Source organism: Mycobacterium sp. NGS64 (genome assembly GCF_059812245.1).
This window is the reverse complement of the sequence record NZ_JCALCI010000004.1, coordinates 1-22,737: the sequence shown is the minus strand read 5'-3', so window position 1 is coordinate 22,737 and position 22,737 is coordinate 1. Positions and strand designations below refer to the sequence as shown.

19 protein-coding genes, 1 tRNA gene and 1 pseudogene are annotated in these 22,737 nt (G+C 68.4%); 6 read left to right on the top strand and 15 right to left on the bottom strand.

Going from position 1 to position 22,737, the window contains the following annotated elements:
* Nucleotides 1–13: 13 nt before the first annotated feature.
* From AC5Y4S_RS18145 to AC5Y4S_RS18100, 10 genes are all read right to left on the bottom strand, one after another.
* Nucleotides 14–1,492 carry an MCE family protein gene (locus tag AC5Y4S_RS18145; RefSeq protein WP_500034077.1) on the bottom strand — a complete coding sequence of 493 codons (1,479 nt, stop codon included), beginning with the start codon at nucleotides 1,490–1,492 and terminating at the stop codon, nucleotides 14–16.
* Nucleotides 1,492–2,613 (bottom strand): MCE family protein, encoded by a 1,122-nt coding sequence (locus AC5Y4S_RS18140; RefSeq protein ID WP_500034076.1) that lies wholly within the window; start codon nucleotides 2,611–2,613, stop codon nucleotides 1,492–1,494. Before AC5Y4S_RS18140 ends, AC5Y4S_RS18145 begins: the two co-directional genes overlap by 1 nt.
* Entirely contained in the window at nucleotides 2,610–3,947 is a 1,338-nt protein-coding gene (locus AC5Y4S_RS18135; RefSeq protein WP_500034075.1) for an MCE family protein, read from the bottom strand. Before AC5Y4S_RS18135 ends, AC5Y4S_RS18140 begins: the two co-directional genes overlap by 4 nt.
* Nucleotides 3,944–5,116: an MCE family protein gene (locus AC5Y4S_RS18130; protein WP_500034074.1), complete on the bottom strand. Its 1,173-nt coding sequence runs from the start codon at nucleotides 5,114–5,116 to the stop codon at nucleotides 3,944–3,946. Before AC5Y4S_RS18130 ends, AC5Y4S_RS18135 begins: the two co-directional genes overlap by 4 nt.
* Entirely contained in the window at nucleotides 5,113–6,144 is a 1,032-nt protein-coding gene (locus tag AC5Y4S_RS18125) for an MCE family protein (RefSeq protein ID WP_500034073.1), read from the bottom strand. Before AC5Y4S_RS18125 ends, AC5Y4S_RS18130 begins: the two co-directional genes overlap by 4 nt.
* Nucleotides 6,141–7,409, bottom strand: a complete 1,269-nt coding sequence (locus tag AC5Y4S_RS18120; protein ID WP_500034072.1) for an MCE family protein — start codon at nucleotides 7,407–7,409, stop codon at nucleotides 6,141–6,143. The genes AC5Y4S_RS18125 and AC5Y4S_RS18120 overlap by 4 nt, the downstream gene beginning before the upstream one ends.
* A 4-nt stretch (nucleotides 7,410–7,413) precedes the next feature.
* A complete protein-coding gene (locus AC5Y4S_RS18115) occupies nucleotides 7,414–8,262 on the bottom strand; it encodes an ABC transporter permease (RefSeq protein ID WP_068134395.1) in 849 nt (282 codons plus the stop codon).
* A complete protein-coding gene (locus tag AC5Y4S_RS18110) occupies nucleotides 8,259–9,026 on the bottom strand; it encodes an MlaE family ABC transporter permease (protein ID WP_500034071.1) in 768 nt (255 codons plus the stop codon). The genes AC5Y4S_RS18115 and AC5Y4S_RS18110 overlap by 4 nt, the downstream gene beginning before the upstream one ends.
* A 231-nt stretch (nucleotides 9,027–9,257) precedes the next feature.
* Entirely contained in the window at nucleotides 9,258–11,147 is a 1,890-nt protein-coding gene (locus tag AC5Y4S_RS18105) for a family 2A encapsulin nanocompartment cargo protein cysteine desulfurase (protein WP_500034070.1), read from the bottom strand.
* Nucleotides 11,134–12,066, bottom strand: a complete 933-nt coding sequence (locus tag AC5Y4S_RS18100) for a family 2A encapsulin nanocompartment shell protein (protein WP_068134382.1) — start codon at nucleotides 12,064–12,066, stop codon at nucleotides 11,134–11,136. The genes AC5Y4S_RS18105 and AC5Y4S_RS18100 overlap by 14 nt, the downstream gene beginning before the upstream one ends.
* A gap of 389 nt (nucleotides 12,067–12,455) precedes the next feature.
* Here AC5Y4S_RS18100 and AC5Y4S_RS18095 point away from each other — a divergent pair, with 389 nt between their 5' ends.
* The 4 genes from AC5Y4S_RS18095 (at nucleotide 12,456) to AC5Y4S_RS18080 (ending at nucleotide 15,884) form a co-directional block, all read left to right on the top strand.
* On the top strand, nucleotides 12,456–13,733 hold the full coding sequence (locus AC5Y4S_RS18095) for a thioester domain-containing protein (RefSeq protein ID WP_500034069.1): 1,278 nt from the start codon (nucleotides 12,456–12,458) through the stop codon (nucleotides 13,731–13,733).
* A 9-nt stretch (nucleotides 13,734–13,742) separates the two neighbouring features.
* Nucleotides 13,743–14,675, top strand: coding sequence for a cysteine synthase A (cysK, locus tag AC5Y4S_RS18090; RefSeq protein ID WP_500034068.1), 933 nt, complete (start codon nucleotides 13,743–13,745; stop codon nucleotides 14,673–14,675).
* 2 nt (nucleotides 14,676–14,677) lie between these two features.
* Complete coding sequence (gene cysE, locus AC5Y4S_RS18085; RefSeq protein ID WP_500034067.1) at nucleotides 14,678–15,361, top strand: serine O-acetyltransferase; 684 nt, start codon at nucleotides 14,678–14,680, stop codon at nucleotides 15,359–15,361.
* 241 nt (nucleotides 15,362–15,602) lie between these two features.
* A complete protein-coding gene (locus AC5Y4S_RS18080) occupies nucleotides 15,603–15,884 on the top strand; it encodes an ANTAR domain-containing protein (RefSeq protein WP_500034066.1) in 282 nt (93 codons plus the stop codon).
* On the opposite strand, the pseudogene AC5Y4S_RS18075 reads toward AC5Y4S_RS18080, so the two are convergent.
* Nucleotides 15,884–16,171 (bottom strand): annotated as a pseudogene (locus AC5Y4S_RS18075) (muconolactone Delta-isomerase family protein); the annotation flags it as partial. The gene AC5Y4S_RS18080 and the pseudogene AC5Y4S_RS18075 overlap by 1 nt on opposite strands.
* An 83-nt stretch (nucleotides 16,172–16,254) precedes the next feature.
* Nucleotides 16,255–16,327, bottom strand: a tRNA-Asn gene (locus AC5Y4S_RS18070).
* A gap of 162 nt (nucleotides 16,328–16,489) precedes the next feature.
* Between AC5Y4S_RS18070 and AC5Y4S_RS18065 the strand changes: the two genes are divergently transcribed.
* The gene (locus tag AC5Y4S_RS18065) at nucleotides 16,490–16,768 is read left to right on the top strand and encodes a hypothetical protein (RefSeq protein WP_068105090.1); all 279 of its coding nucleotides are present in this window, start codon (nucleotides 16,490–16,492) and stop codon (nucleotides 16,766–16,768) included.
* Here AC5Y4S_RS18065 and dnaG read toward each other — a convergent pair.
* Genes dnaG through AC5Y4S_RS18050 form a run of 3 tightly spaced genes read right to left on the bottom strand, consistent with a single transcriptional unit; the run spans nucleotide 16,743 to nucleotide 20,583 of the window.
* The gene (gene dnaG, locus AC5Y4S_RS18060; RefSeq protein WP_500034065.1) at nucleotides 16,743–18,677 is read right to left on the bottom strand and encodes a DNA primase; all 1,935 of its coding nucleotides are present in this window, start codon (nucleotides 18,675–18,677) and stop codon (nucleotides 16,743–16,745) included. The two genes, AC5Y4S_RS18065 and dnaG, sit on opposite strands and share 26 nt — an antisense overlap.
* Before the next feature lie 27 nt (nucleotides 18,678–18,704).
* Nucleotides 18,705–19,304 carry a superoxide dismutase[Cu-Zn] gene (gene sodC / locus AC5Y4S_RS18055; RefSeq protein ID WP_500034064.1) on the bottom strand — a complete coding sequence of 200 codons (600 nt, stop codon included), beginning with the start codon at nucleotides 19,302–19,304 and terminating at the stop codon, nucleotides 18,705–18,707.
* Between the two features lie 10 nt (nucleotides 19,305–19,314).
* Entirely contained in the window at nucleotides 19,315–20,583 is a 1,269-nt protein-coding gene (locus AC5Y4S_RS18050) for a deoxyguanosinetriphosphate triphosphohydrolase (protein WP_500034063.1), read from the bottom strand.
* 40 nt (nucleotides 20,584–20,623) lie between these two features.
* On the opposite strand from AC5Y4S_RS18050, the gene AC5Y4S_RS18045 reads away from it, so the two are divergent.
* A complete protein-coding gene (locus AC5Y4S_RS18045) occupies nucleotides 20,624–22,627 on the top strand; it encodes a TPM domain-containing protein (RefSeq protein WP_500034062.1) in 2,004 nt (667 codons plus the stop codon).
* Nucleotides 22,628–22,737 lie beyond the last annotated feature (110 nt).

The following is a 22,737-nucleotide window of genomic DNA, read 5'->3' as shown; positions in this document are numbered from 1 at the left end:
CTCCTTCGAATGCTTACGGCGTCGGGACTAAAAGCGATTGCCAGTTCTTGGCGCGAGGGTGCGCCAAATCGGCTTCGGTGTAACGGTGTCCGTCGGGCCCCACGTAGTCGCCGGTGGCGGGGTCGTAGGTCGCGACGGCGAGCGGCGGAGGTGCCGGCGCCGGGGGCGCGGTGCCCCGCGGCGGGGGCAGACGCGGGTCTTGTCCCGGCGGATACATCGGGACACCCTGCCCGCTGTAGGTGGCGTTGGGGTCTCCCTTCCAGTTGTAGCCGTCGTTGAGCGGCACATACTCCTCGTCGCTTTCACACAGCTCGACGGTGGGCGCCCGCTTCCATGGCTTGGCCTCGCACGGAATGTTGCGCACGCCACGGACATTGAACTCGGAGTCTTGCGGCACCCGGCAGAACAGGTCCGCGGCGGGACGGTCCGGCGCGTCGACGCTGGCCGGTGAGCGGCGCTGGGTCGGCGGGAGATAGCCCGTCGTGCACGGCGGCGGCAGGTTGATGTTCAGGTTGAAGTCCAACTGGGCGCCCCGGTACTCCTGCTTGGTATTGGAGCTGGGCACGACGATGGCCGCCATGGCCGCGATGCCTTGGGGGAACAGCACGAGCAGTTGTTCGATGTCGTGGCGGTACACGACGGCGATGTCGCCGAGGCTGACCAGGTTGGCGAACAACACCGGCACCGCCGGTGCGACCCGGTCGAACAGGGCGCGGCCTTCCTCCAGCCCGGAAGTGCCCTGCGTCAACAGCTCCCGCAGCGCCGCGTCTTGCGCCTTGAACTGTGCCGCGATGGCCGCCGTGCGATTGGCCCACGTGGCGATGTCGTCCGCCGTCTGCACCTGGGAGTTCAGCACCGCCGGGGACTGGTCGATCAGGGCGGCCAGCGGGTCGGCCGTGCGGCCCCCGGCGATGGCCAGCGCGGTGGACCCGTCGACGATCCGCGACAACTCCGGGCCCAGGCCGCTCACCGCGCGGTTGGTCTCGTCGATCACCGTGTGCAGGTTGTCCCGCGGAATCGCCTGCAGCGCACGGTTGGTCAGGTCGAGCAGGTGCCCGATGTCGACGGGTACGTCGACGCGGCCGGCGGGAATGACGTCGCCCGAGGCCAGCGACCGGGAGTGTTCTCCTTCCGTGCCCGGCCGCGGGGTCAGCTCGATGTATTGCTCGCCGATCGCCGAGCGGCTGTGCACCGACGCCTCGACGTCGGAGGGCACCTTGACCCCGGATCTCAGGGCGAGCACCGCACGCACCCCGGTGGCGGTGACCTCGACCGACTTGACCTGGCCCACGTCGGTGCCGCGGTAGGTGACAACGGAGGTCTGGTAGAGCCCACCCGACTGCGGCAGGTCGACCGAGACGTTGTATTCGCCGATTCCGAACAGCGTGGCGGGCAGCTTCATGAAGTTGAAAGCCATTGCGCCACAAGAAAGCACGGTCACCAGCGTCAACATCGACAGCTGGATCCACGTGCGGCGGTTCAGGCGCAGCATCAGTATCCCCCGAAGTGATACGGATAGGTCAGCGGGTTGCCCCCGGTGACCGGGCTGGGCTGCATGCCGATCGTGCGTCCCCACTGCAGTTCGAGCTGGGTGAGATTGCCCTCCCACCGGGAGCCGGTGAAGAGCCCTTGGTCGATGCGGCTTAGGGTCAGGTCGACCACCAGGGTGAGGTTGGCGTAGTCACCGCGGAACCAGTTCCGCACGGTGGACGCCGGCCACGGGTAGGCCACCAGGCCGTCCAGGCCCCTGGTGAGCGACGGCCCCGCATCGGCCAACGACCGCAGCACCGGCGCGATGTTGCGCAGGTTGTTCACCAGGGATTCCCTGCTCTGGTGGATCGTGTCCGCCGCGAGCGCGCTGAACTTGCCGAGTTGGTCGATGGCATCGGCGATCTTGGTGCGCTCCTCGGCAAGTACCGCAAGCGCTTTCGGAACGGTGGTCAACGCCTTGTCGACGACTGCGTCTTTGTCGGCGACCTGGCCCGCCAGCGAGTTGAGGTTCTCGGAGGCGGCGATGATGTCGTCGGTCTGGGCGTTGGTGCCGGCGATGAACTGGTCGAGCTGGCCGAGCAGGCTGCGCATGTCGTTCTCGCGGCCCGCGAAGGCCTTGGCGAGCGCCTGGGTGATTTCCTGCAGCTGACCCAGCCCGCCGCCGTTGAGCAGGATCGACACCGAGGCCAGGGTCTGCTCGGTGGTCGGATATGTGCTCGCGCGCGGCAGCGGGATGACCGAGCCGTTTTTCAGTTCACCCACGGGCGGCTCGTCTTTGGGCGGCGCGAGTTCGATGTGCATCGAGCCCAGCAGGCTGGTCTGCCCGAGCTTCGCGGTCGAATTGGCCGGCAGCCGAACGTCGCCGTTGATCCGCATGGTGACCAGCGCGTGCCAATCCTGGAGCTCGATCTTGGTCACGTTGCCGATGTTGACGTCGTCGACGCGAACCCGGGTGTTCTCCTGAATGGTTGCGACGTCGGGCATTTGCGCCTGGATGGTGTAGGAGCCGGGTCCCCCACCCGCGGTGCCGGGCAGGGTGAACGAATTCAGTCCCTTCCATCCGCAGCCCGACACCGCGGCTAGGCAGGCGAGGCACAGCGCCGCCACCATCGCGCGTCTCATGATGCCCCCGTCGGAAGCATCAGGTCACGCAGCACTTGCGTCGAGTCGACCGTGCCGTTCGGCGGCGGTGGCGCCTCGCCGGGCGGTGGCGCGTCGGCGGGCGGCTGCTCGGCGGGTGCGGGCGGCTGGGGCGGCGCGGCATCCGGCGGCGCTTCGGGGGGCGTGTAGCCCGGCCGCAACCGGTCCTCGCTGTAGGTGATCTCGTTCGGCCGGGCCTGCGTCCCGACGAACGGGTTCAGGCCGAACGGAAGGTAGTTGTAGATGCGGTTTTTGATGATCGGGTTGATGTATTGCAGGCACAGCTTCGACACGCGGTCCAGGCGCAGCCGGGAGGCCGCCTCGATCGAGCTGCAAATCCATTGCGGGATGTCGGCGAAATTGTTCAGCGCCATGATGCCGGTCATGGCGCTCTGCGCCGGCTGGTAGATGTTCAGGAAATTCTGGAACACCGTCGGGGCGATGTGCAGAATCTGTTTGACGTCGGCGCGGCTGTCGTTCAGCGCCGTGGTGATGGACGCCAGCCGGTCGGACGTGACGCCAATGGCTTCCCGATTCTCGGACAGGAAGTCGCGCAGATCCGTCAGCGCCCCATCCAGGCCCTTCACCGCGTTCGCCACCTCGTTGGGCGTGTTCGACAACACCGTCGTCACGCTGGCCAGGTTCTGGTTGAACGAGGCCAGCAGATCGCTGCTGGAGTGCAGCGCCGACACCAGCAGCTGCAGGTTGCGCACTGTGCTGAAGATGTCGTCGGCGTGATCGCCTAGCGCCGAAATCGCCTCGGACAGCTTCAATACGGTGTCGCGGGCCGTGTCGCCCTCGCCGCGAACGTTGTCGGCGCCGGAGTTGATGAACTCGCCGAGCGAGTTCACACCGCCCGGAGCGGTGGGCTGCAACGCGTCGGTCAGCTTCTCCAGCTGCCTGCGGAAGTCGTCCCATTCGACGGGAACCGCGGTGCGGCTCAGGGGAATCGACGCGCCGGGGCTCAGCTTTGGGCCGCCGGAGTACGCCGGGACGAGCTGGATCGCGCGCGAGGTCACCAGCGAGGGCGACAGGATCGCCGCGCGGGCATCGGCCGGGACCGCGTACTGCTTGTCCACGGAGAAGGTCACCTTGGAGCTGGCGGGCTGTGGCTCGATCCTGTCCACCACGCCCACCGCGACGCCGAGGATACGGATCTCGTCGCCGACGAACAGGCCGTTCGCCTCCGCGAAATAGGCGGTGTACGTATTCCTTTCGACCTGCCTCAGCAACTTGGTGCCGACGAGGAACGACGCCACGACGAGGGTGGCGACCAGGCTGATGCCGGTCACCGTCTGCAGCGTACGGCGACTCATCGCTGTCCCCCCGCATCCGCGGGAGCGAGCTCGGGCGGCGGGCCCGGCGCGGGGCCCGGGGAGGGCGGTTGCGACCAGATGGGATGCGGCGCGTTCTCGGGAGGCACGGGCGGGGTGCCGGTCGGCGGGTCCACCGATTCCGACGGCAGGCCCTGGTTGGGATCCAGGAACCGGTCATACATCCGCGCGTCGATCGTCGGGCCGCTGATCTGCCCGGGGATCAGGTTGGCCACGTACGCCTTGAAAAACGGCCCCGAGCCGAGGCATTCGCCGAACGACATCGCGTAGCGTTTGAACTTCGGCAGGGTCTTCTGCAGATCCTCCTTGCGGTTGTCCAGCACCTCGAGCACGCCGTTGAGCTTGTCGAGGGCGGGCTTGAGCTGGGTCCGGTTGTCGTCGACCAGCCCCGAAATCTGGTGCGACACCGCCGTGATGCTGTTCATCAGCACGTCGAGGGAATCCCGTTCGTCCAGCAGCGCGGCGAGCAGCGCGTTGGAATCGGCCACCAGCGTGGCGATCTGCTGGCTGCGCTTGCCGAGCACGCCGGAGACCTTGTTGGCGTTGCCCAATAGGCTGCGCAGCTGGGCATCGCGATGGTTGAGGGTCTCGGAGAACCGGGCGACGCCCTGCAGCGCGGGTTTGAGGTCGGCCGGGGTCTCCTTGAAGGTGTTGGCCAATGTCGTTAGTGCCGAGGACAATTGGGCGGTGTCGAGTCCGCTGATCGTCGTCGTCAGGTCACCCAGCGCGTCGGGAAGGTCGTAGGGCGAGTGGGTGCGTTCCAGCGGGATGGGGCCGTTCAGCCGTCCGTCGCCGCGCGAGGTGAGCTCGAGCATCTTGCTGCCCAGCACCGTCTCGGTCTTGATCGCGGCTTCCGTTCGGTCGCCCAGCTCGATGGCCTTGCGGACGGTGAAGCCCACCCGGACCTTGGTGCCCTCCAGGCGGATGTCGGAGACCCTGCCGACTCCCATCCCCGAAACCCGGACCGTGCTACCGGTTTTGATGCCGCCGGCCTCGGAAAAGTAGGCCGCATAGTCGTTGGTGTTCTTGATGAACGGCAACTTGTCGTACTGGAAGGCCGCGACGGTCACGCACACCAGGACTGCGGTGCCGATCACGCCGATCGTGACGGGGCTCCGTCCCGCGAGCGGCTTTATCTTGGGTAGCTTCATTGCGGCGTGCACCGCCCGCTGGGCTGGCCGAACAGCTTGACGAAGATGGGGTTGCCGCCCTTGCCGTTGAGCTTGAGCAACACTTCGCAGAAGTAGAAGCCGAAGTAGTCGCCGTTGAGGCCCTGCCGGGACAGGACCTGGTAGATGTCGGGAAGCTGCTTGAGCAGGTTGTCGACATAGTCGCGGTCGGACATCACCTGCCCCGACATCCGGTCGGTCTCGTGCACCACGTCCTTGATCGGCTGGCGCGCCTGGACGAGCAAGTCGGCGACCGAACCCGCCGCCGCGTTGATGTAGGCCAGCCCGGTGGAGATGTCGTCCCTGCGCTGCGCCAGGCCGTTGACGAACTGCGAGAGCTTGTCCAGGCCGTCGGAGAACTCGCGGTCGCGGGTGGCGAAGGTGTGCAAAACGGTGTTCAGGTTGGTGATCAGCTCGCCGATCAGTTCGCTGCGCCCGGCCAGGGTCGACGTCAGCATCGAGGTCTGCGCCAGCACCGAGGCCAGGGTGCCGCCCTGCCCCTGGAAGATGCGCAGCAGCTCGCCGGACAGGGCGTTGACCTGGTCGGGATCCAGCGCCCGGAACAACGGCCGGAAGCCCCCGATCAGCGCGTCGATGTCGAGGGCGGGCGACGTTCGCGCCAGCGGAATCGTTGCGCCCGCCGGCAGGCGCCGGGGGGACCCGGGCCCGTCTTCGAGCGCGAGATAGCGGTCTCCGATCAGGTTTTCGTAGCGCACGACGGCCTTCGTGCCGTCGGTGAGGCGCACGCCCTTGTCCACGGCGAAGCCGACGGTGACGGTGCCGTCGCGGTGCAGGGTGAGGTCGCCGACCTTGCCGACCTCGACCCCGGCGATGCGCACGAAGTTACCGGACTTCAGGCCGGATATGTTCGTGAAGACCGCCTGGTAGCCGGTGCGGTCCTCGAAGCGCAGCTGGCCGAACACGGCGATCAAGGTAAACGTGAACACCAGGCAGACTGCCGTGAACAGCGCGACGCGCGCGAGGATGGCGGACATCTTCCGTCGTCTCATGGCGGCGGCCGCCCCCCGCGATACCAGTAGTGGGGTGCTTCGGGCGGGTTCTTGGTGGTCGGGAACCAGTTGGCCCACCACGGATTTCCGGCGGCCACATTGGTGCGGATCTCGTCGGGCGCGGTGCCCCAACCGGTGTCGGTGACGAGCGCGCGCACCGGGAAGTTCGCGCTCGGGTCGGGCAGCGACCCGCAACTGGGCTTACCGCCGGGACCGCCCGTGGCGTTGACCTTGGGAAGGTGTCTTGGGTAGCGGTACGGGTCGTCACCGAACAGCAGCGCGGAGTCGAGGATCACCGAATAGCCGTTGCCGCCCAACGCGTCCCGGCCGCCGTGGTCCACATACCATTGCGCACCCTGGAACAGGCACGTGAAGGTCGGCGAGTACTTGTTCAGCAGCGCCGTGGTCGGATCGACCAGGTTGAAGGACCGGACGATGTTGGCCTCGCTTCTGCCGATGACGTTGATGCCGGTCTGGCTGAAACCCGCCGCCGACAACAGCAGCGAATCGAGTGACCGCTGGTTTTCGGTCAGGGTGGTGCTGGTGGTCGTCGCCGAGTCGAGGATCGACAAAATGTCCTGCGCCGCAGTGGAATAGGCGGCCGTCGTCTTGCCGAACAGCCGCCAGTCGGTGTGGATGGTGTCCATCCGCGGATTGACCGTCAGCAACAGGTCGTTCGCGTCGGTGATGGCCTCCCCGATCCGTTCACCCTTGCCGCGCACCGACTCCGCGAACGCCGACAGGATCGCGTTCAGCTTTGCGGGATCCAGGGCCTTGACCACGGCCTGCAGGTTCTCGAACACCGTGTTGACTTCCACGGTGACGTTCCGGGAGCGCAGCACCGCGCCGGGCTTGAGCGGTGTGGGGCTGGCGTGGTCGGGCACGATCAGGTCGACGTACTTGGACCCGAACGCGGTGGTCGATTTGATCTCCGCCTCGAGGTTGCTCGGCAGGTATTTGAACGGACCCGGTTGCATCTTCAGTTGCAGCTGGGCGGCTTTCACGTCGGTGCCGATCGAGGCGACCTGGCCGACCTGCACCCCGCGCAGCTTGACCTTGGCGCCCGGTTCCATCACCAGGCCCGCGCGGTCGGACACCAGCGTGAGCGGGATGAACGCCTGGAACTTGCCGGAGAACGACGCCGCGGTCAGCGCAACCATTATCCCGACGACGATGAACAGCGTCGGCGCCCACCAGATCGGGTCGATCCTGCTGCTGCGGACCCTGTTTCGCGCGCGCGATCCGTCGCCACGATGATTGCTCATGCCGTCATCCCGACAGGTTGAAGTTGCCGGATTGCCCGTAGACGGACAACGAAATCATCAGGCAGACAAAGGCGGTGACGATCATCGACGACCGCACCGAACGACCGACCGCCTCCCCCACGCCGGCGGGACCGCCCGTCGCGGTGAAACCGTAGTAGGTGTGCACGACCATCACCCCCGTGGCCATCGTCAGCGCGGCGAGGAACGACCAGAACAGGTCGGTGGGCCGCAGGAACGTGGAGAAGTAGTGCTCGTACACGCCGCGCGACTGCCCGTAGATGTAGATGGTGCCGAACTTGGCGGCGATGAACGACATCAGCACGGCGACCGCGTACAGCGGAATGACCACGAGGACACCGGCGATGATCCGTGTCGACGACAGATAGGTGATCGCGCGGATGCCCATCACTTCCAGCGCGTCGATCTCCTCGTTGATGCGCATCGCGCCCAGCTGGGCGGTCGTTCCCGCGCCGATGGTGGCCGCCAGGGCCACACCGGCCGTGCACGGCGCGATCATGCGCACGTTGAAGAACGCCGAGAGAAATCCGGTCAGCGCCTCGACACCGATGTTGGACAACGTGTCGTAGCCCTGCACCGCAACGAGGGCGCCGGTGGTCAGCGTGAGGAAGCCGATGATGCCCACGGTCCCGCCGATCACCGCCAGCGCGCCGGTGCCCATGCCCATCTCGGCGATCAGCCGCAGCACTTCGCCCGGGTAGCGCCGCACCGCCTCGGCCGTGGCGGCCAACGACCTGCCGTAGAACTCGGTCTGTTCGCCCAGCCTGCGGGTGGTGGCGACCAGCCTGGGCCCGAGGGCGGCCAGCCATCCGGGCTCGCGTGCGGCGTCGGTCACTTGGCGGTCACCTTCACACCGAGGGCGGTGATCACGATGTTGATGAAGAACAACGCCATGAACGAGAAGACGACGGTCTCGTTGACCGCGTTGCCGACGCCGGTCGGGCCGCCGCCCACCGAAAGGCCCTTGTAGCAGGCGATCAGGCCCGCCGACAGCCCGAACAGGGTCGCCTTGATGAGCGAGATCACCACCTGCGGTAGGCCGGTGACGAGCGTCATCCCGGCGATGAACGCACCCGGGGTGACGTGCTGGACGAAGACCACGAAGATGTAGCTGCCCGTCAACCCGGTGACCGCGACCACCGAGTAGAGCAGCAACGCGACGAAGGTGGCGGCGATGATGCGCGGAACCACAAGCGCCTGAACCGGATTGACGCCGATCACCTTCATCGCGTCGATCTCCTCGCGGATGGTGCGCGCGCCCAGGTCGGCGCACATCGCGGTCGATCCGGCGCCGGCGACGGCCATCGCGGTGACGACGGGCCCGACCTGGGTCACCGACGCCAGCGCGGCACCCGCGCCCGAGAGGTCCCCCGCGCCGATCTCGACGAGCAGGATGTTGAGGACGAACACGATGAGGACCGTGTACGGAATCGACAGCATGATCGTCGGGAAAATCGAGACCCGCGCCACGAACCAGATCTGCTCGAAAAGTTCACGCCACGCCCACGGCCCTCGTGCCGCGGCAACCAGTGCCTCGAGGCTGAGCAGAAAGAACTGACCCAGCGCGTTCATGGGCCGTGCGATGGCGGTGCCGTTCATGGGGTTCGTTCATGCCCCCGCGTCGTCCAGATATCCATACGGCTCATGCAGCCCCCGTTTTAGTGAAAGAAGCGAAAAACTTCGTGATTACCGTCACCGCAAAGGATTAGCGGTGTGCAGCGCGCAATCCGGCCACTTCGCCTGGCTGCGCACACAAAACACTTCGGAAGCCTAAAACCGACCCGGAAGATGTCGCAGGGTTGAAATCAACAAGAAGAAATCTGGCGAACCTCAGCCGGCGCCCGCGCCGCCCTCGGCGATCCGGCGCACCGCGCTGAGGAAGACGTCTATTTCCTCGAAGGTGTTGTAGAACGCGAACGACGGGCGGACGGTGGCCTCCAAGCCGAGGCGGCGCAGGATCGGCTGCGCGCAGTGATGGCCGGCGCGCACCGCGATGCCTTCGGCGTTGAGCGCCTTGCCCACCTCGAGCGGGTCGTGTCCGGCCAGCACGAACGACAGCACGCTGGCCTTTTCGGTCGCGGTGCCGACCAGGCGGACGCCCGGGATGTCGGCCAGCCGCGGGGTCGCGTAGTCCAGCAGGGCCCGCTCGTGGGCCGCGATGCGCTCCACGCCCAACCGCTGCACGTAGCGCAGCGCCTCGCCGAGGCCGACGGCGTCGGCGATGTTGCCCGTGCCGGCCTCGAACTTGCTGGGCGGTCCCTGATACAGCGAGCGTTCCAGCGTCACGTCGGCGATCATGTTGCCGCCGCCCTGCCACGGCGGTGTTTCGGCCAAGGCCTCCTCGGTCCCGTAGAGCACGCCGATTCCGGTGGGGCCGTAGATCTTATGGCCGGAGAAGACGAAGAAATCGACGCCCAGCTCGGCGACGTTGACCGGCAGGTGCTGGATGGACTGGGCCCCGTCGATCAGCACCCGCGCGCCGTAGCGGTGGCCCAGCTCGACGATCTGCTCGACCGGTGTCACCGTGCCCAGCGCGTTGGACACCTGGGTCGCGGCCACCAGTTTGGTTTTTGGCCCAAGCAAATCCTCGAATTCCGACATCAGCAAATTGCCGGCGTCATCGACCGGCGCCACTTTCAGAATCGCGCCGGTCTGTTGCGAAAGCAGTTGCCACGGGACGATATTGGCGTGATGCTCTAAATGAGTAATGACAATCTCGTCGCCGGGCAGCAAATGCTTGCCGCCCCAGGCGTACGCCACCAGATTGATGGCTTCGGTGGTGCCTCGCACGAAGATGATCTCTTCGTCGTTCGCGGCGCCGATGAATCGCCGGACGGTGTTGCGCGCTTCCTCGTAGGCGTCGGTCGCGCGGGCCGCCAACTCGTGCGCCGCGCGGTGAATGTTGGAGTTCTCGTGGGCGTAGAAGTGCGACAGGCGATCGATCACCGCCTGCGGCTTCTGGGTGGTTGCCGCGTTGTCGAACCAGATCAGCGGCTTGCCGTTGACGGTCTCGGTCAGGATGGGAAAGTCCGCGCGCACCGCGTTGACGTCGAACACCTCGTGCTCGTCGGGCAAGCGGGGCACGGGATCCGTCTTGGTAAGGAAGTGATAGAGGTGCTCGTCGCCGACGGGCGCAACCGGTGGCGCGTCGGACCAGCCGAGGTCCAGCACCGGCGGCGCGTCGGGCAGCCACGAGGGCGTCGCGGGCGCTGAACCGCGGGGGGCCACCGGAGCGGACGGCACCGTCCCGGCGAGCACCCCGGGCACCGTGGGCACGATGCCCTCGCTGGGCACCGCGAAGGCGGCGAGGTCGGCGAGGCCGGGTGGCACGTAGGGGTCGGCGACGCTCGCGGCCGTCGCCCCGGCCGACGGCGCGGCCGTCGCATCGGGCACGTTGCCGCGGGGGGCGACGGGCACCGATTGTGGCGGGCTCTCGGGGCCGGGCGATGTCGGCGCAGGGACGTATATGTCGGTGAAGCCGACGACGGGGACCGGCGGCAGGTAGGGGTCCGACGTGCCGGCGGCGGCCTGTCCGGCCGAGGTGGCGGCGGTGGCGTCCGGCACCGTGCCGCGCGGGGCCACGGGTGCCGTCTGCGGCGGGCTGTCCGGCCCGGGCCGGATGCTGGCCGCGTACAACTGGGTGGCCAGCGCCGCGAGTTCGGCGGCTCCGATCGGCAACTCGCTTTCGGCGTCTACCGCTCGGTACTCACTTGTACTCATGGAACTGGTCCACGGCCACGTCGTCGAGGACGGCGAGCGCGTCGTCGGTGAGAACGGCCAGCGAGTTGTACAGGGTGACCAGGTACGTCGCGATCGCTGACTGGTTGATCCCGGTGAACCGCACCGACAAGCCCGGCGCCTGCTCGCCGACCAGGCCGGGCTGGAACAGGCCGACGACGCCCTGGCGCTCCTCGCCGGTGCGCACCAGGATGAACTTGGTCTTGCCGTCTTCCACCGGCACCTTGTCCGACGGGATCAGCGGAATGCCGCGCCAGGTGATGAACTGCGCCCCGAACAGGCTCACCACGGGCGGCGGCACACCGCGGTAGGTGGCCTCGCGGCCGAACGCCGCGACACCGAGTGGGTGGGTGAGGAAGAAGCTGGGCGTCTTCCACACCTTCGTGATGAGCGCGTCGAGGTCGTCGGGCGTCGGCGCCCCGCCGAGCGTCTGGATCGTCTGCTCCGGCGTCGCCTGGGCCAGCAGCCCGTACTCGGGGCTGTTGACCAGCTCGAACTCCTGGCGCTCCTTGATCGTTTCGATGGTCAGCCGCAGCTGCTGGGCGATCTGGTCGTGCGGGCTGGAGTACAGGTCGGAGACCCGGGTGTGGATGTCGACCAGGGTCGAGATCGAGCGCAGCGTGTATTCGCGCGGGCTGGTCTCATAGTCGACGTAGGTCTCGGGCAGCGGTTCCTCGGTGCCGGCGCCCTCTTCGGCCTTGATCGCCACGCTCTCGGGGTTGACGACCCGATTCACCCGGTAGAGGCCGGCTTCCACGGGCACCCAGCTGAGCAGATGCAACAACCAACGCGGCGTGATGGTCGAGAGCTGCGGGACGGTCTTCGTCGCGTTGGCAAGCTGCCGGGCGGCGAGATCGCCTAGTGCCTGGGATTCGTTCTGAGCCCCCTGAGCCGTCGTCATCGCGCTCCTTCCGCTCGGTCGAACGCTGCTGCGAGTGCGGCAGCTTCATGATCGCCCACCGTCAGCGGTGGCGCGCGCCGAGCGTAGGCGGGCACGGAGGTGATACAGAAGGTTTACACCGGGGGTGAGTGAAATCAAGGAAGCGAGCCCGAAATCTGACAGCGGTGTTTGCGGGCCCTATAGTGGGGGCCATGCAACAGGCCGTTCAGCTGCGCTTCGTTCCTTCGCGCTGCCTCGCCATGGACTGTTGTTGTCGCTGTTGTTGATTTCCTGACGCCCTAACGACGCCGTAGAAATCCTCGCGCTGTCCCCGCAACGGGCAGGACCCGCGGTCCGCCCCGCGGCATCGATGCGCGCCAGTCGAACCCTTTCAGGAAGATCAACCACCCATGACCGTCTTATCCATGCCCAATCGCGCCCTGACGCGGGTCGCGACCCGCCGGCGCGTGCACATCCGGCCGGCGGCCGACGTCGCCCGCATGACGCGCTACCGCGGCGGCACCTACTCCCACACCGTGGACCGGATCGTGTTCGCCGACGGCAGCTGGGCGCGCACCGACCTGATCCGGCTGCACCCTAACCTGCTGGCCTACTCGCTCGACTTCACCGGCATCGCGCCGCACCTGCCGTCGAGCTACCGCCTGGGCACCTGGTCCGCCCTGCCGCACCTACGGGCCCGCGGCTGCGAGGCCGCGGTCGAATGGATCCTGCGGCACTCCTTTCCGACGAGCCACATCGCCGAGCTGAGCCATCGGTTGCGGGCCGCCGGTTACCCGCTGGGGCGGGCCAACCTCAGCGAACACGAGGCCATCGCGGCCACCCAGGCCGCGATATGGCACTTCACCAACGGCCTGGCCTTGGACACCCGGCCGCTCAACGAGCCCGTCGCCGTGGACCGCGCTCCCGGGCCGGTAATCACCTTCGAATTCGACGGCGAACCACAGCTGGGCGGGTACTCGGTATGGACGGCGTCCGACACGACCATCGGTGTGAAACTGCAAAAGTCCTCCAATGGCGTTGACTGGCAGGATGTTTCGGGTTCACAGCTGACCGCCCATGCCGGCAAGGGGCGACACCGGCGCACCCTCGGCGTGGGCAGCACGCTGTCGGCCAGCAGCCACGGCGGCGGTGGGCGCGGTTACCGCCACTACCGGCTCGTCGCAACGACGGACACCGCCGGCGCGACGATCGGCGATGTCCGGTTCTGGCTGACCGGCGCCCGCCACTACCGCAATGCCGATCGGGTCGTGCACCTCTACAATTACCTACTCACGGGGGCAAGCGCCGCCTTGCGCAACTCCGAAGAGCCGCGACTGGTCGATACCCATGCAACCGCCGAATCCGAACTCATAGGACCCTTCCAGGTGCGAATCCCTTTGAGCCTCAGCGCGCCCGGCGGACACGCGCTCGTCGACGCCGACGGTTCGGGCATCGACGAGATCGTCCAGCCGGGGACGGACTTCTATGTGCGTCCCGCGCCGGGCACATCGGCGGTGACAATGACCGCAACGACACCGCACGACCTCACCGGGCGGGTACTCACCGGCGAGGCATTCGCGGGGGCGTCGCAGCGATTCACGCCGGTTGCGCTTATCGTGCCAATAGACGTTGCAATCGAATTCGACATCACCTGGCAAGCCGACGAGCCCTGTACCGACATCGCGTAAGGAAGTTTCATGAGCATCGCCGAGGACGTCACACAGCTGATCGGTAACACGCCGCTGGTGCGGCTGCGCCGGGTCACCGAGGGCGCCGTCGCCGACGTCGTCGCCAAGCTGGAATCCTTCAACCCGGCAAACAGCGTGAAGGACCGCATCGGGGTCGCCATGCTGGACGCGGCCGAAAAGGCCGGCCTGATCAAGCCCGACACCATCATCCTCGAGCCGACGAGCGGGAACACCGGCATCGCGCTGGCGATGGTGTGCGCGGCACGCGGCTACCGGTGCGTGCTGACCATGCCCGACACCATGAGCGTCGAGCGGCGCATGCTGCTGCGGGCCTACGGCGCGGAGCTGATCCTGACCCCCGGCGCCGACGGCATGCCCGGCGCCATCGCCAAGGCCGAGGAGCTGGCCAAGACCGACCAGCGGTATTTCGTGCCGCAACAGTTCGAGAACCCGGCCAACCCGGCGATCCACCGCGCGACGACCGCCGAGGAGGTATGGCGCGACACCGACGGCAAGATCGACTTCTTCGTGGCCGGCGTCGGCACCGGCGGCACCATCACCGGTGTCGCCCAGGTCATCAAGGAACGCAAGCCGTCGGCCCAGTTCATCGCGGTGGAGCCGGCGGCGTCCCCGGTGCTGTCCGGCGGGCAGAAAGGGCCGCACCCGATCCAGGGCATCGGCGCCGGATTCGTCCCGCCCGTCCTCGACATGGATCTGGTCGACGAGGTCATCGCCGTCGGCAACGAGGACTCGCTGACCATGGCCCGGCGGCTCGCCCGCGAGGAGGGGCTGCTGTCCGGCATCTCATCCGGCGCGGCGGTGGTGGCCGCGTTGCAGGTGGCCCGCCGACCCGAGAACGCCGGCAAGCTCGTGGTGGTCGTGCTGCCCAGCTTCGGCGAACGGTATCTGAGCACGGCGCTGTTCGCCGACTTGGCGGACTGACCATGCTCGCAGCCATGCGGCGGGACATCCGGGCGGCCAGGGAGCGCGACCCCGCCAAGCCCACCACGCTGCAGGTCGTCTTCGCCTACCCGGGCGTGCACGCGATCTGGGCCCACCGGGTCAGCCACTGGCTGTGGAACCGCGGCGCGCGGCTGGCCGCCCGGACGTTCGGGGAGGTCACCCGCATCTTCACCGGGGTCGACGTTCACCCCGGTGCCGTCCTGGGCCCGGGCCTGTTCATCGACCACGCGACCGGCGTGGTGATCGGGGAGACGGCCGAGGTGGGCGAGGACGTGACGCTGTACCACGGCGTGACCCTCGGTGGCAGCGGCGCGGAGACCGGAAAACGCCACCCGACCGTCGGCGACCGCGTGATCATCGGCGCCGGGGCCAAGGTGCTGGGCGCGATCAAAGTCGGTGATGACAGCCGGATCGGCGCCAACGCGGTGGTGGTCAAGCCGGTGCCGTCGGGTTCCGTGGTCGTCGGGGTTCCCGGGCAGGTGATCAGCCGCGCCGGCCGGGGCACCCCCGACGACTCGATGATGCCCGACCTGGTGGGCGTCAGCCTGCAGTCCCTGCTCACCCGAGTGGCCAAGCTGGAGGCGTTGAACGACGGCCCGCAGAACGGCTGGGTGATCCGCCCGCCCGAGGCCGGCGTGTGGCACGGCGAGGACTTCCAGATCTGAGAGCGATCCCGCGTCGCTCGGTGCGCAAGGTTTAAATCCCTTGTGAGCCAATCACATATGTCACACCAGGGCCCGTTGACCATGGCCTATAGTGGTCTTATGTCATGGGCCTCGACGCGCTGCTGTTGCCGTTGATTCGCTGACGTTCGCGCCCTATCTCGCGCGAGACGTGGCCCACTTTCTTTCAGGCAATTGCCGCTATTCCGTTGCGTGGCAGAACTTTTCAGGAGGTAGTCGACAGATGACCGAAACCCTTGCGGGCCAACGGCATATCGATGAAGGCCGTCACCAGGCCAGCCGGGCGCTCGATACGGCGGTGGGGATACTCGTCGGATGGCGTAGGTGCAGCACCTATGCCGCGTTTCGGGAATTGCTCAGCGCGAGCGAACGGCACGAGGTACCGCTGTTCAAGCTGGCCTCGGCCCTGGTGGCCCTGGCCAGCGGAACCGCCGAAAGCGAGACAGGCGTCGACGCGGCCCGGTTGGCCGCGGAACGGGAATGGGGCCTGAACTACTTGCTGTGACCGGCGGGGTCGTTCGGATGCGGGCTCAGCGGCGTCACCTCGTCGGTGCGCCAGATGCGCAGGGGCATCGACGCGAGCACCCCCTCGAGTTCCTCCGCGTCGGTCGCGGCGAACAGGCCGAGAGTGCGCCATTCGCCCGGTTGCAGCGGCGGGCGCCACAGCCGCAGCAGGCGCCCCTGTTCGGCCAGTTCGCGGGAATGCGCGGCCTCCCTGGCACGTACGTCGTCGACGGTCTCCGGGGGCGTTCCGTCCGGGACGTGCGTGGTCATGGTGACCAGGAATTCCATCAGCCCTCCTGAGAGGCACCGGAAAGCATTGGGTCCCATGGCCGACGTGGCGGCCAGAGCGTGCGCGACTGAGGCTAACCCCGCTCCCCCGGGTGGACTCGAACCACCAACCCTTCGGTTAACAGCCGAATGCTCTGCCAATTGAGCTACAGGGGATTAAACCGATCGCCGGACGACTCTAGCGTACTGGTCCGACCACTCCCAACTAGAGGGACTGGCCCGCTTCTGACCGGCACGCGGGCCTGGTGGCTACCCGCCCCGCGCGCCAACCGCCGAAAGTGAGGCAGGATGGAGCCATCGATCGTCGGGAGGAACGCTTTGATCCGGTATGTCGTGGTGCTTGGACTGGGTTATGTGCTGGGCTCGAAGGCCGGACGTCGCCGATACGAGCAGCTCGTCGGCACCTATCGCGCGCTGACCAGCAGTCCCGTGGCCAAGTCGATGATCGAGGGGGGACGCCGCAAGATCGCGAACCGGATCTCGCCCGACGCCGGTTTCGTCACCCTGACCGAGATCGACGACCAGACCGCCGTGGTCCAGCGCGACCTCGAGCGACCGGCGGATCCGGCCCTCACACCGTCAGATCGTCGCCGCTAGCCTGCTCCAGCAGGCTGCGCCGATAGGCCTCCATGGCGACCAGGTCGCCGAACAGGGCGTGATACTCGTCGCCCTGCTCGATGGGTGACATGCGCTGCAGTTTGGACTTCACCTCGGCGATCTGCCGGCCCATCCAGACCTCCTGCAGGCGGGCTAACACACCCCCGATGTAGCGCGGCAGCTTCTCGTCGTCGACCTGGATGGCCTCCACCCCCAGCTCGCTGATCAGGCCGGCCGTCAGGCTCGAGGTGGTCTGCGCCCGCACCGCCTCGAGCCACTCCGCCCCGGTGACGCCGGTCGAGGTTCCGCCCGCGGCCTCGATGGCCGCCCGAACGGCCGCGTAGCCGGGGTGCGTGAAGCTCTCCACGGTCAGGGTGTCGAACACCGGACCCGCCAGCGCCGGGTACTGCAACGCCGACTTGAGGGCCTCGCGCTGGGCCCACAGGGTCGGGTCGCGCGGGTCTGGACGGGCGGCGCGCGATTCCTTGGGCTCGGCCGGCGCCGGGGCTGCCGGCTGGCGCTCGGCCCGGCGGGGAGCCTCGGATGCGGGGCCGCCGCGAGCCGGGGCCTTGGACCGCTTGGCCTCGCCGCGCACCCGCTCGATCACTTGCGCGACGTCGTCCCAGCCGACCCAGCCGGCGAGCTGGCGGGCGTACTCGTCGCGCAGCGTGGGGTCCTTGATCTGGCTGACCATGGGCACGCAGCGGCGCAGCGCGGCGACCCGGCCCTCGGCGCTGTCCAGGTCCATCTCGGCGATCGTGGTGCGAATCGCGAACTCGAACAGCGGGGTTCGCCGCGCCACCAGGTCGCGCAGCGCGACGTCGCCGGATTTGAGCCGTAGGTCGCACGGGTCCATGCCGTCCGGCGCGACGGCGACGAAGGACTGCCCGGCCAGGTTCTGCTCGCCGCCGAACGCCTTCAGCGCGGCGGCGCGCCCGGCCGCGTCGCCGTCGAAGACGTAGATCAATTCCCCGCGAAAGAAGCTGTCGTCCATCATCAATCGGCGCAGCATCGCCAGGTGCTCGTCGCCGAACGCGGTGCCGCACGAGGCGACGGCGGTAGTGACGCCGGCCAGGTGCATCGCCATCACGTCGGTGTAGCCCTCGACGACGACGGCCTGGTGCCCCTTGGCGATGTCGCGCTTGGCCAGGTCGATGCCGAACATCACCGACGACTTCTTGTACAGCGCCGTCTCGGGCGTGTTGATGTATTTGGCTTCCATCGGGTCGTCGTCGAACAGGCGGCGGGCCCCGAAGCCGATCACCTCGCCGGCCGCGGTGCGGATGGGCCACAGCAGCCGGCGGTGGAAGCGATCCATCGGGCCGCGGCGCCCCTCCCGGGACAGCCCGGCCGCCTCCAGCTCCTTGAACTCGAAACCCTTGCGCTGCAGGTGTTTTGTCAGCGAGTCCCAGCCCGACGGGGCGAACCCGCAGCCGAAATGGCGCGCCGCCTCGGCATCGAAGTTCCGCTCCGTCAGGTACTGGCGGGCCGGCGCCGCCTCGTCGGACTCCAGGGCCGCCGCGTAGAACTCGGCGGCCGCCGCGTTGGCCGCCACCAGCCTGCTGCGGCTGCCGCGGTCGCGCTGCACGTTGGTGGCCGCGGCGCCGGTGTAAGTGATGGTGTGGCCGACCCGGTCGGCGAGCAGTTCGACCGCCTCGACGAAGCTGACGTGTTCGATCTTCTGGACGAACGCGTACACGTCGCCGCCCTCGCCGCAGCCGAAGCAATGGAAGTGGCCGTGGTTCGGGCGGACGTGGAACGACGGCGACTTCTCGTTGTGGAACGGGCACAGGCCCTTGAGCGAGTCGGCGCCGGCGCGCTTGAGCTGGACGTAGTCGCCCACGACGTCTTCGATGCGGGCCCGTTCGCGGATGGCGGCGATATCGCGATCAGAGATCCGGCCGGCCATCGGCCCAGTCTAAAACGCCGGAGCCGATCAGCTCGCCGGCCCGATGACGCCGCACGCGATCCGCTCCATCGCCTGGTCGCCGGCGCCGTGGATCATCAGGGCGGTCTTGTCCCCGGCCAGCAGCTGGTCCCTGGTGAACGCGTCGCTGGTGGTCACCAGGTACGCGGACCCGTCCTGGCGCACCTCGAGCATCGTCAGGTCGCCGCTCTCGGGCATCCCGGAGTGCCCGGGCGCCTGGAAATGGCCGCCGGCCGACAGGAAGTTCCCGGGCGGGCCGCCGTTCGGGGCGACCGAATTCGGCTCACACTTGCCGATCGCGTGGATGTGCATGTCGTGGAGGCCGGGCGCGAGGATGCCGCCGGCGACCGTCTTGACGGTGATGGTGGCGTAGCCGTTGCTGAAGTCGAAGGTTGCGGTGGCCACGTCCTTGCCGTCGGCCGTCTTTAGTTGCGCCGTCAGCGATCCGGCGGCGGGCGCCGGTCCCGACGTCGACGACGCCGGGGCGCCGCTTTGGACCGGGGGCGTGGTGCCCGTCTGACTGGTCGCGTGCTGGGGCGAACTGCAGGCGTTCAGGGCCACGACGGGAAGCGACAGCAAGGCGACGGCAACGGCGCTGAGTTTGGTCATGCCGGTAACGCTATCCGGTCGCCTGACGGGCGTCGATCCGCTCCAGCCGACCCTCGGTATAGGAGGCGACCTGATCGACGACGACCCGGAGCCGGGCGCGGTCGTCGGCGGCGGTGTTGAACGCCGCGGCGAACATGGGGTCGAGCGTTCCGGGCGCCCCGGAGTACAGCCAGTGCGCCACGCGATGGATGCGTTCGCGCTGCCGGGCCTGGGTTTCCAGGTGCCGGGGGTCAGACATGATGAACTGCAGCGCCAGGATTTTCAGCAGGGCGACCTCGGCGCGCACCAGGTCGGGCACCTGCAGGTCGGCCCGGTAGCGCACCAGCGGGCCGGGGCCGGCCGCCGCGCGCGTGGTCGCAATCGCGGCCGAGGCGAATCGGCCCACCAGTTCACTGGTCAAACGCTTGAGCGCCACCGCCGCCACCAGCGTCGCGTCGTACTTGCCGACCGCGGCGACCACGGGCAGACCCGACAGCCGTCGCGCGGCGGCCATGAAGTCGTCGGCGCTCACCCGGGAGAATTCGCTCTCCCCCAGCTTGGCCAGCGCGGCCGCCTCGTCCTCGTCGGCCAGCACGCGCAGGTCGATGCGCTGGGAGACGACGCCGTCCTCCACGTCGTGCACCGAATACGCGACGTCGTCGGCCCAGTCCATCACCTGGGCCTCCAGGCACGTCCGATCCGCCGGCGCCCCCTGGCGGACCCAGGCCGCGGGCTCGCGGTCCTCGTCGTAGAAGCCGAACTTGCGTGCAGGCCCCTCACCGCGGGTCCACGGGTACTTGGTGACCGCGTCCAGGGACGCCCGGGTCAGGTTCAGGCCCGCGCTATTGCCCTGCGCATCAAGCACTTTGGGCTCGAGGCTGGTCAGTATCCGGAAGTTCTGGGCGTTGCCCTCGAAGCCGCCGTGCTCCGCGGCGAACTCGTCGAGCGCGCGTTCGCCGTTGTGCCCGTACGGCGGATGGCCGATGTCGTGGGCCAGGCCGGCCAGCTCGACCAGGTCGAGGTCGCAGCCCAGCCCCACCGCCATCCCCCGCCCGATCTGCGCGACCTCCAGCGAGTGGGTCAACCGAGTACGGGGGGTGTCACCTTCGCGGGGACCGACCACCTGCGTCTTGTCGGCGAGGCGGCGCAGGGCGGCGCTGTGCAGCACCCGGGCGCGGTCCCGGGCGAAGTCGGTGCGGTGCTGGCCTTCCGTGCCCGGCAGACCCGCCGTCTTCGCCGCTTCGCGCACCCGTCGCTGACGGTCGAAGTCGTCGTAGGGGTCCTGCTGATGCGTACTCACCGCAGGACAGTCTGCCAGGGAACGCGGGCTAGATTGACCTATGCGCTCTGCTCGGCTGCTCGGCGTGATCCTCACGATCCTCACAGGTCTCGGCGCCGGGCTGCTACTGGCGCCGACGGCGGGCGCGCAACCGCCGTTTCGGCTGCCGGACCAGGTCACCGACAACGCGAACGCGCTGTCGGATTCCGGCCGCGCCGCGGTGACGTCGGCCACCGACAAGCTCTACGCCGATCGCCACATTCGGCTGTGGGTGGTCTACGTCGACGACTTCTCCGGGGAAAGCGCGGAGAGCTGGGCGAGGCGCACCCGAACCGTCAGCGACTTGGGCGACTACGACGCGCTGCTGGCCGTCGCCACTACCGGCCGGTCATACGCGTTCTTCGTCCCGTCGGCGATCAAGAGCGTCAACGCGGGTCAGGTTGATCAGCTGCGGCGCACCAAGATCGAGCCCGCGCTGCACAACGGCGACTGGGCCGGTGCCGCGGTCGCGGCGGCCAACGGGCTCAACACGTCGCCGTCATCGTCGGGTCGCGTAGCCCTGCTGGTCGCGTTGAGTGTCGTTGTCGTCGCTGTCGTGGTCCTGCTGGTGGTGATGGGCTACCGGCGCCGGCGGCGCCGCGCCGCCGAATTGGCTGCGGCGCGGCGCGTCGATCCCACCGATCCCAACGCGCTGGCCGCGGTGCCATTGGCGGCCCTCGACGACCTGTCGCGCTCGCTGGTTGTGGAGGTCGACAACGCGGTGCGCACCAGCGCCAACGAGTTGACGTTGGCTATCGACGAGTTCGGTGACGAGCGGACCCAGCCGTTTACCCAGGCGGTAAAGAACGCCAAAGCGACGCTGGCGCAAGCCTTTACGGTCCGCCAGCAGCTCGACGACAGCATGCCCGAGACGCCCGCGCAGCGCCGCGAGATGCTGACCCGGGTGATCGTCTCGGCGGCGCGCGCGAACCGTGAACTCGAATCACAGCGGCAGGCGTTCGAAGAGCTGCGGGTTTTGGTGGTCAACGCGCCGTCGCGGTTGGCCGCGCTGACCCAGCAGTACGTGGAGCTCACCGCGCGCATCGCCCCCGCCGAGCACCGGCTGGCCGAGCTGCGCACGGAATTCGACGCCGCGGCCTTGACTTCGGTCTCCGGCAATATCGCAGGCACCAACGAGAGGCTGGCGTTCGCGGACCGCAACATCGGGTCCGCCCGCGAGCTGGCCGGCGTCGCGGGCGGTCAGCAGGCCTCGCTGGTCGACGCAATCCATGCCGCCGAGGCGGCGCTCGGACAGGCCCGCGCGCTGCTGGATGCGATCGACAACGCGGCCAAGGACATCCGGCACGCCGTCGCCGCTTTGCCCTCCCTCACCGACGAGATCCAGGCGGGCGTCAAGCGCGCCGACGAGCAGCTGCGGAAGGCGCGGGGCGCCGGGGCGGGCCGCGCCGGCGAACTCACCGCCGCACGCGACGAGGCGGCCGCGGCCGTCATGGGAGCCCGCGGCGCCGGCGCCGCGGATCCTCTCGGCACGTTCGCCAGGCTGACGAAGGCAGACGCCGCCCTGAATCGGGTACTGGACGCCGTCGCCCAGGAGGAGGCGGCCGCCGAGCGGCTCGAGCGTTCATTCGAGCAGGCCGTCTTCACGGCTCAGGCGCGGGTGCGCGCCGTCTCCGAGTACATCGACACCCGCCGGGGCAGCATCGGAGCCGAGGCGCGGACCCGGCTCGCCGAGGCCAACCGGCACCTGCAGGCCGCACAGGACAAGAGGGCCACGAACGTGTCCGAGGCGATTGCCCACGCCAACGCGGCATCGACGCTGGCCGCCAACGCCCAGGCGCTGGCGAACGCGGACGTCCAGCAGGCCCAGCGTTTCTATGCCCGTCGCGGCAGCAGCGATACCGGCGCCATGATCGGCGGGATCATCATCGGCGACCTGCTCAGCAGAACCATGCGCGGTGGGTTCGGCGGCTGGAGCCCCACCTCGTTCGGCGGCGGCCCGAGCGCCTCGGGCTCATGGGGCGGCTCGTCCGGGGGCGGCCTGATGGGTGGCGGCGGGCGGTTCTGAGACCCGGCAGACAAAGAACGGGGCCGCACACCGGTCGGTGTGCGGCCCCGCTTTGAAGCGGCGAATCAGGCCCAGCTGGACCCGACGGCGCTGTCCGTGCTGGACATGTT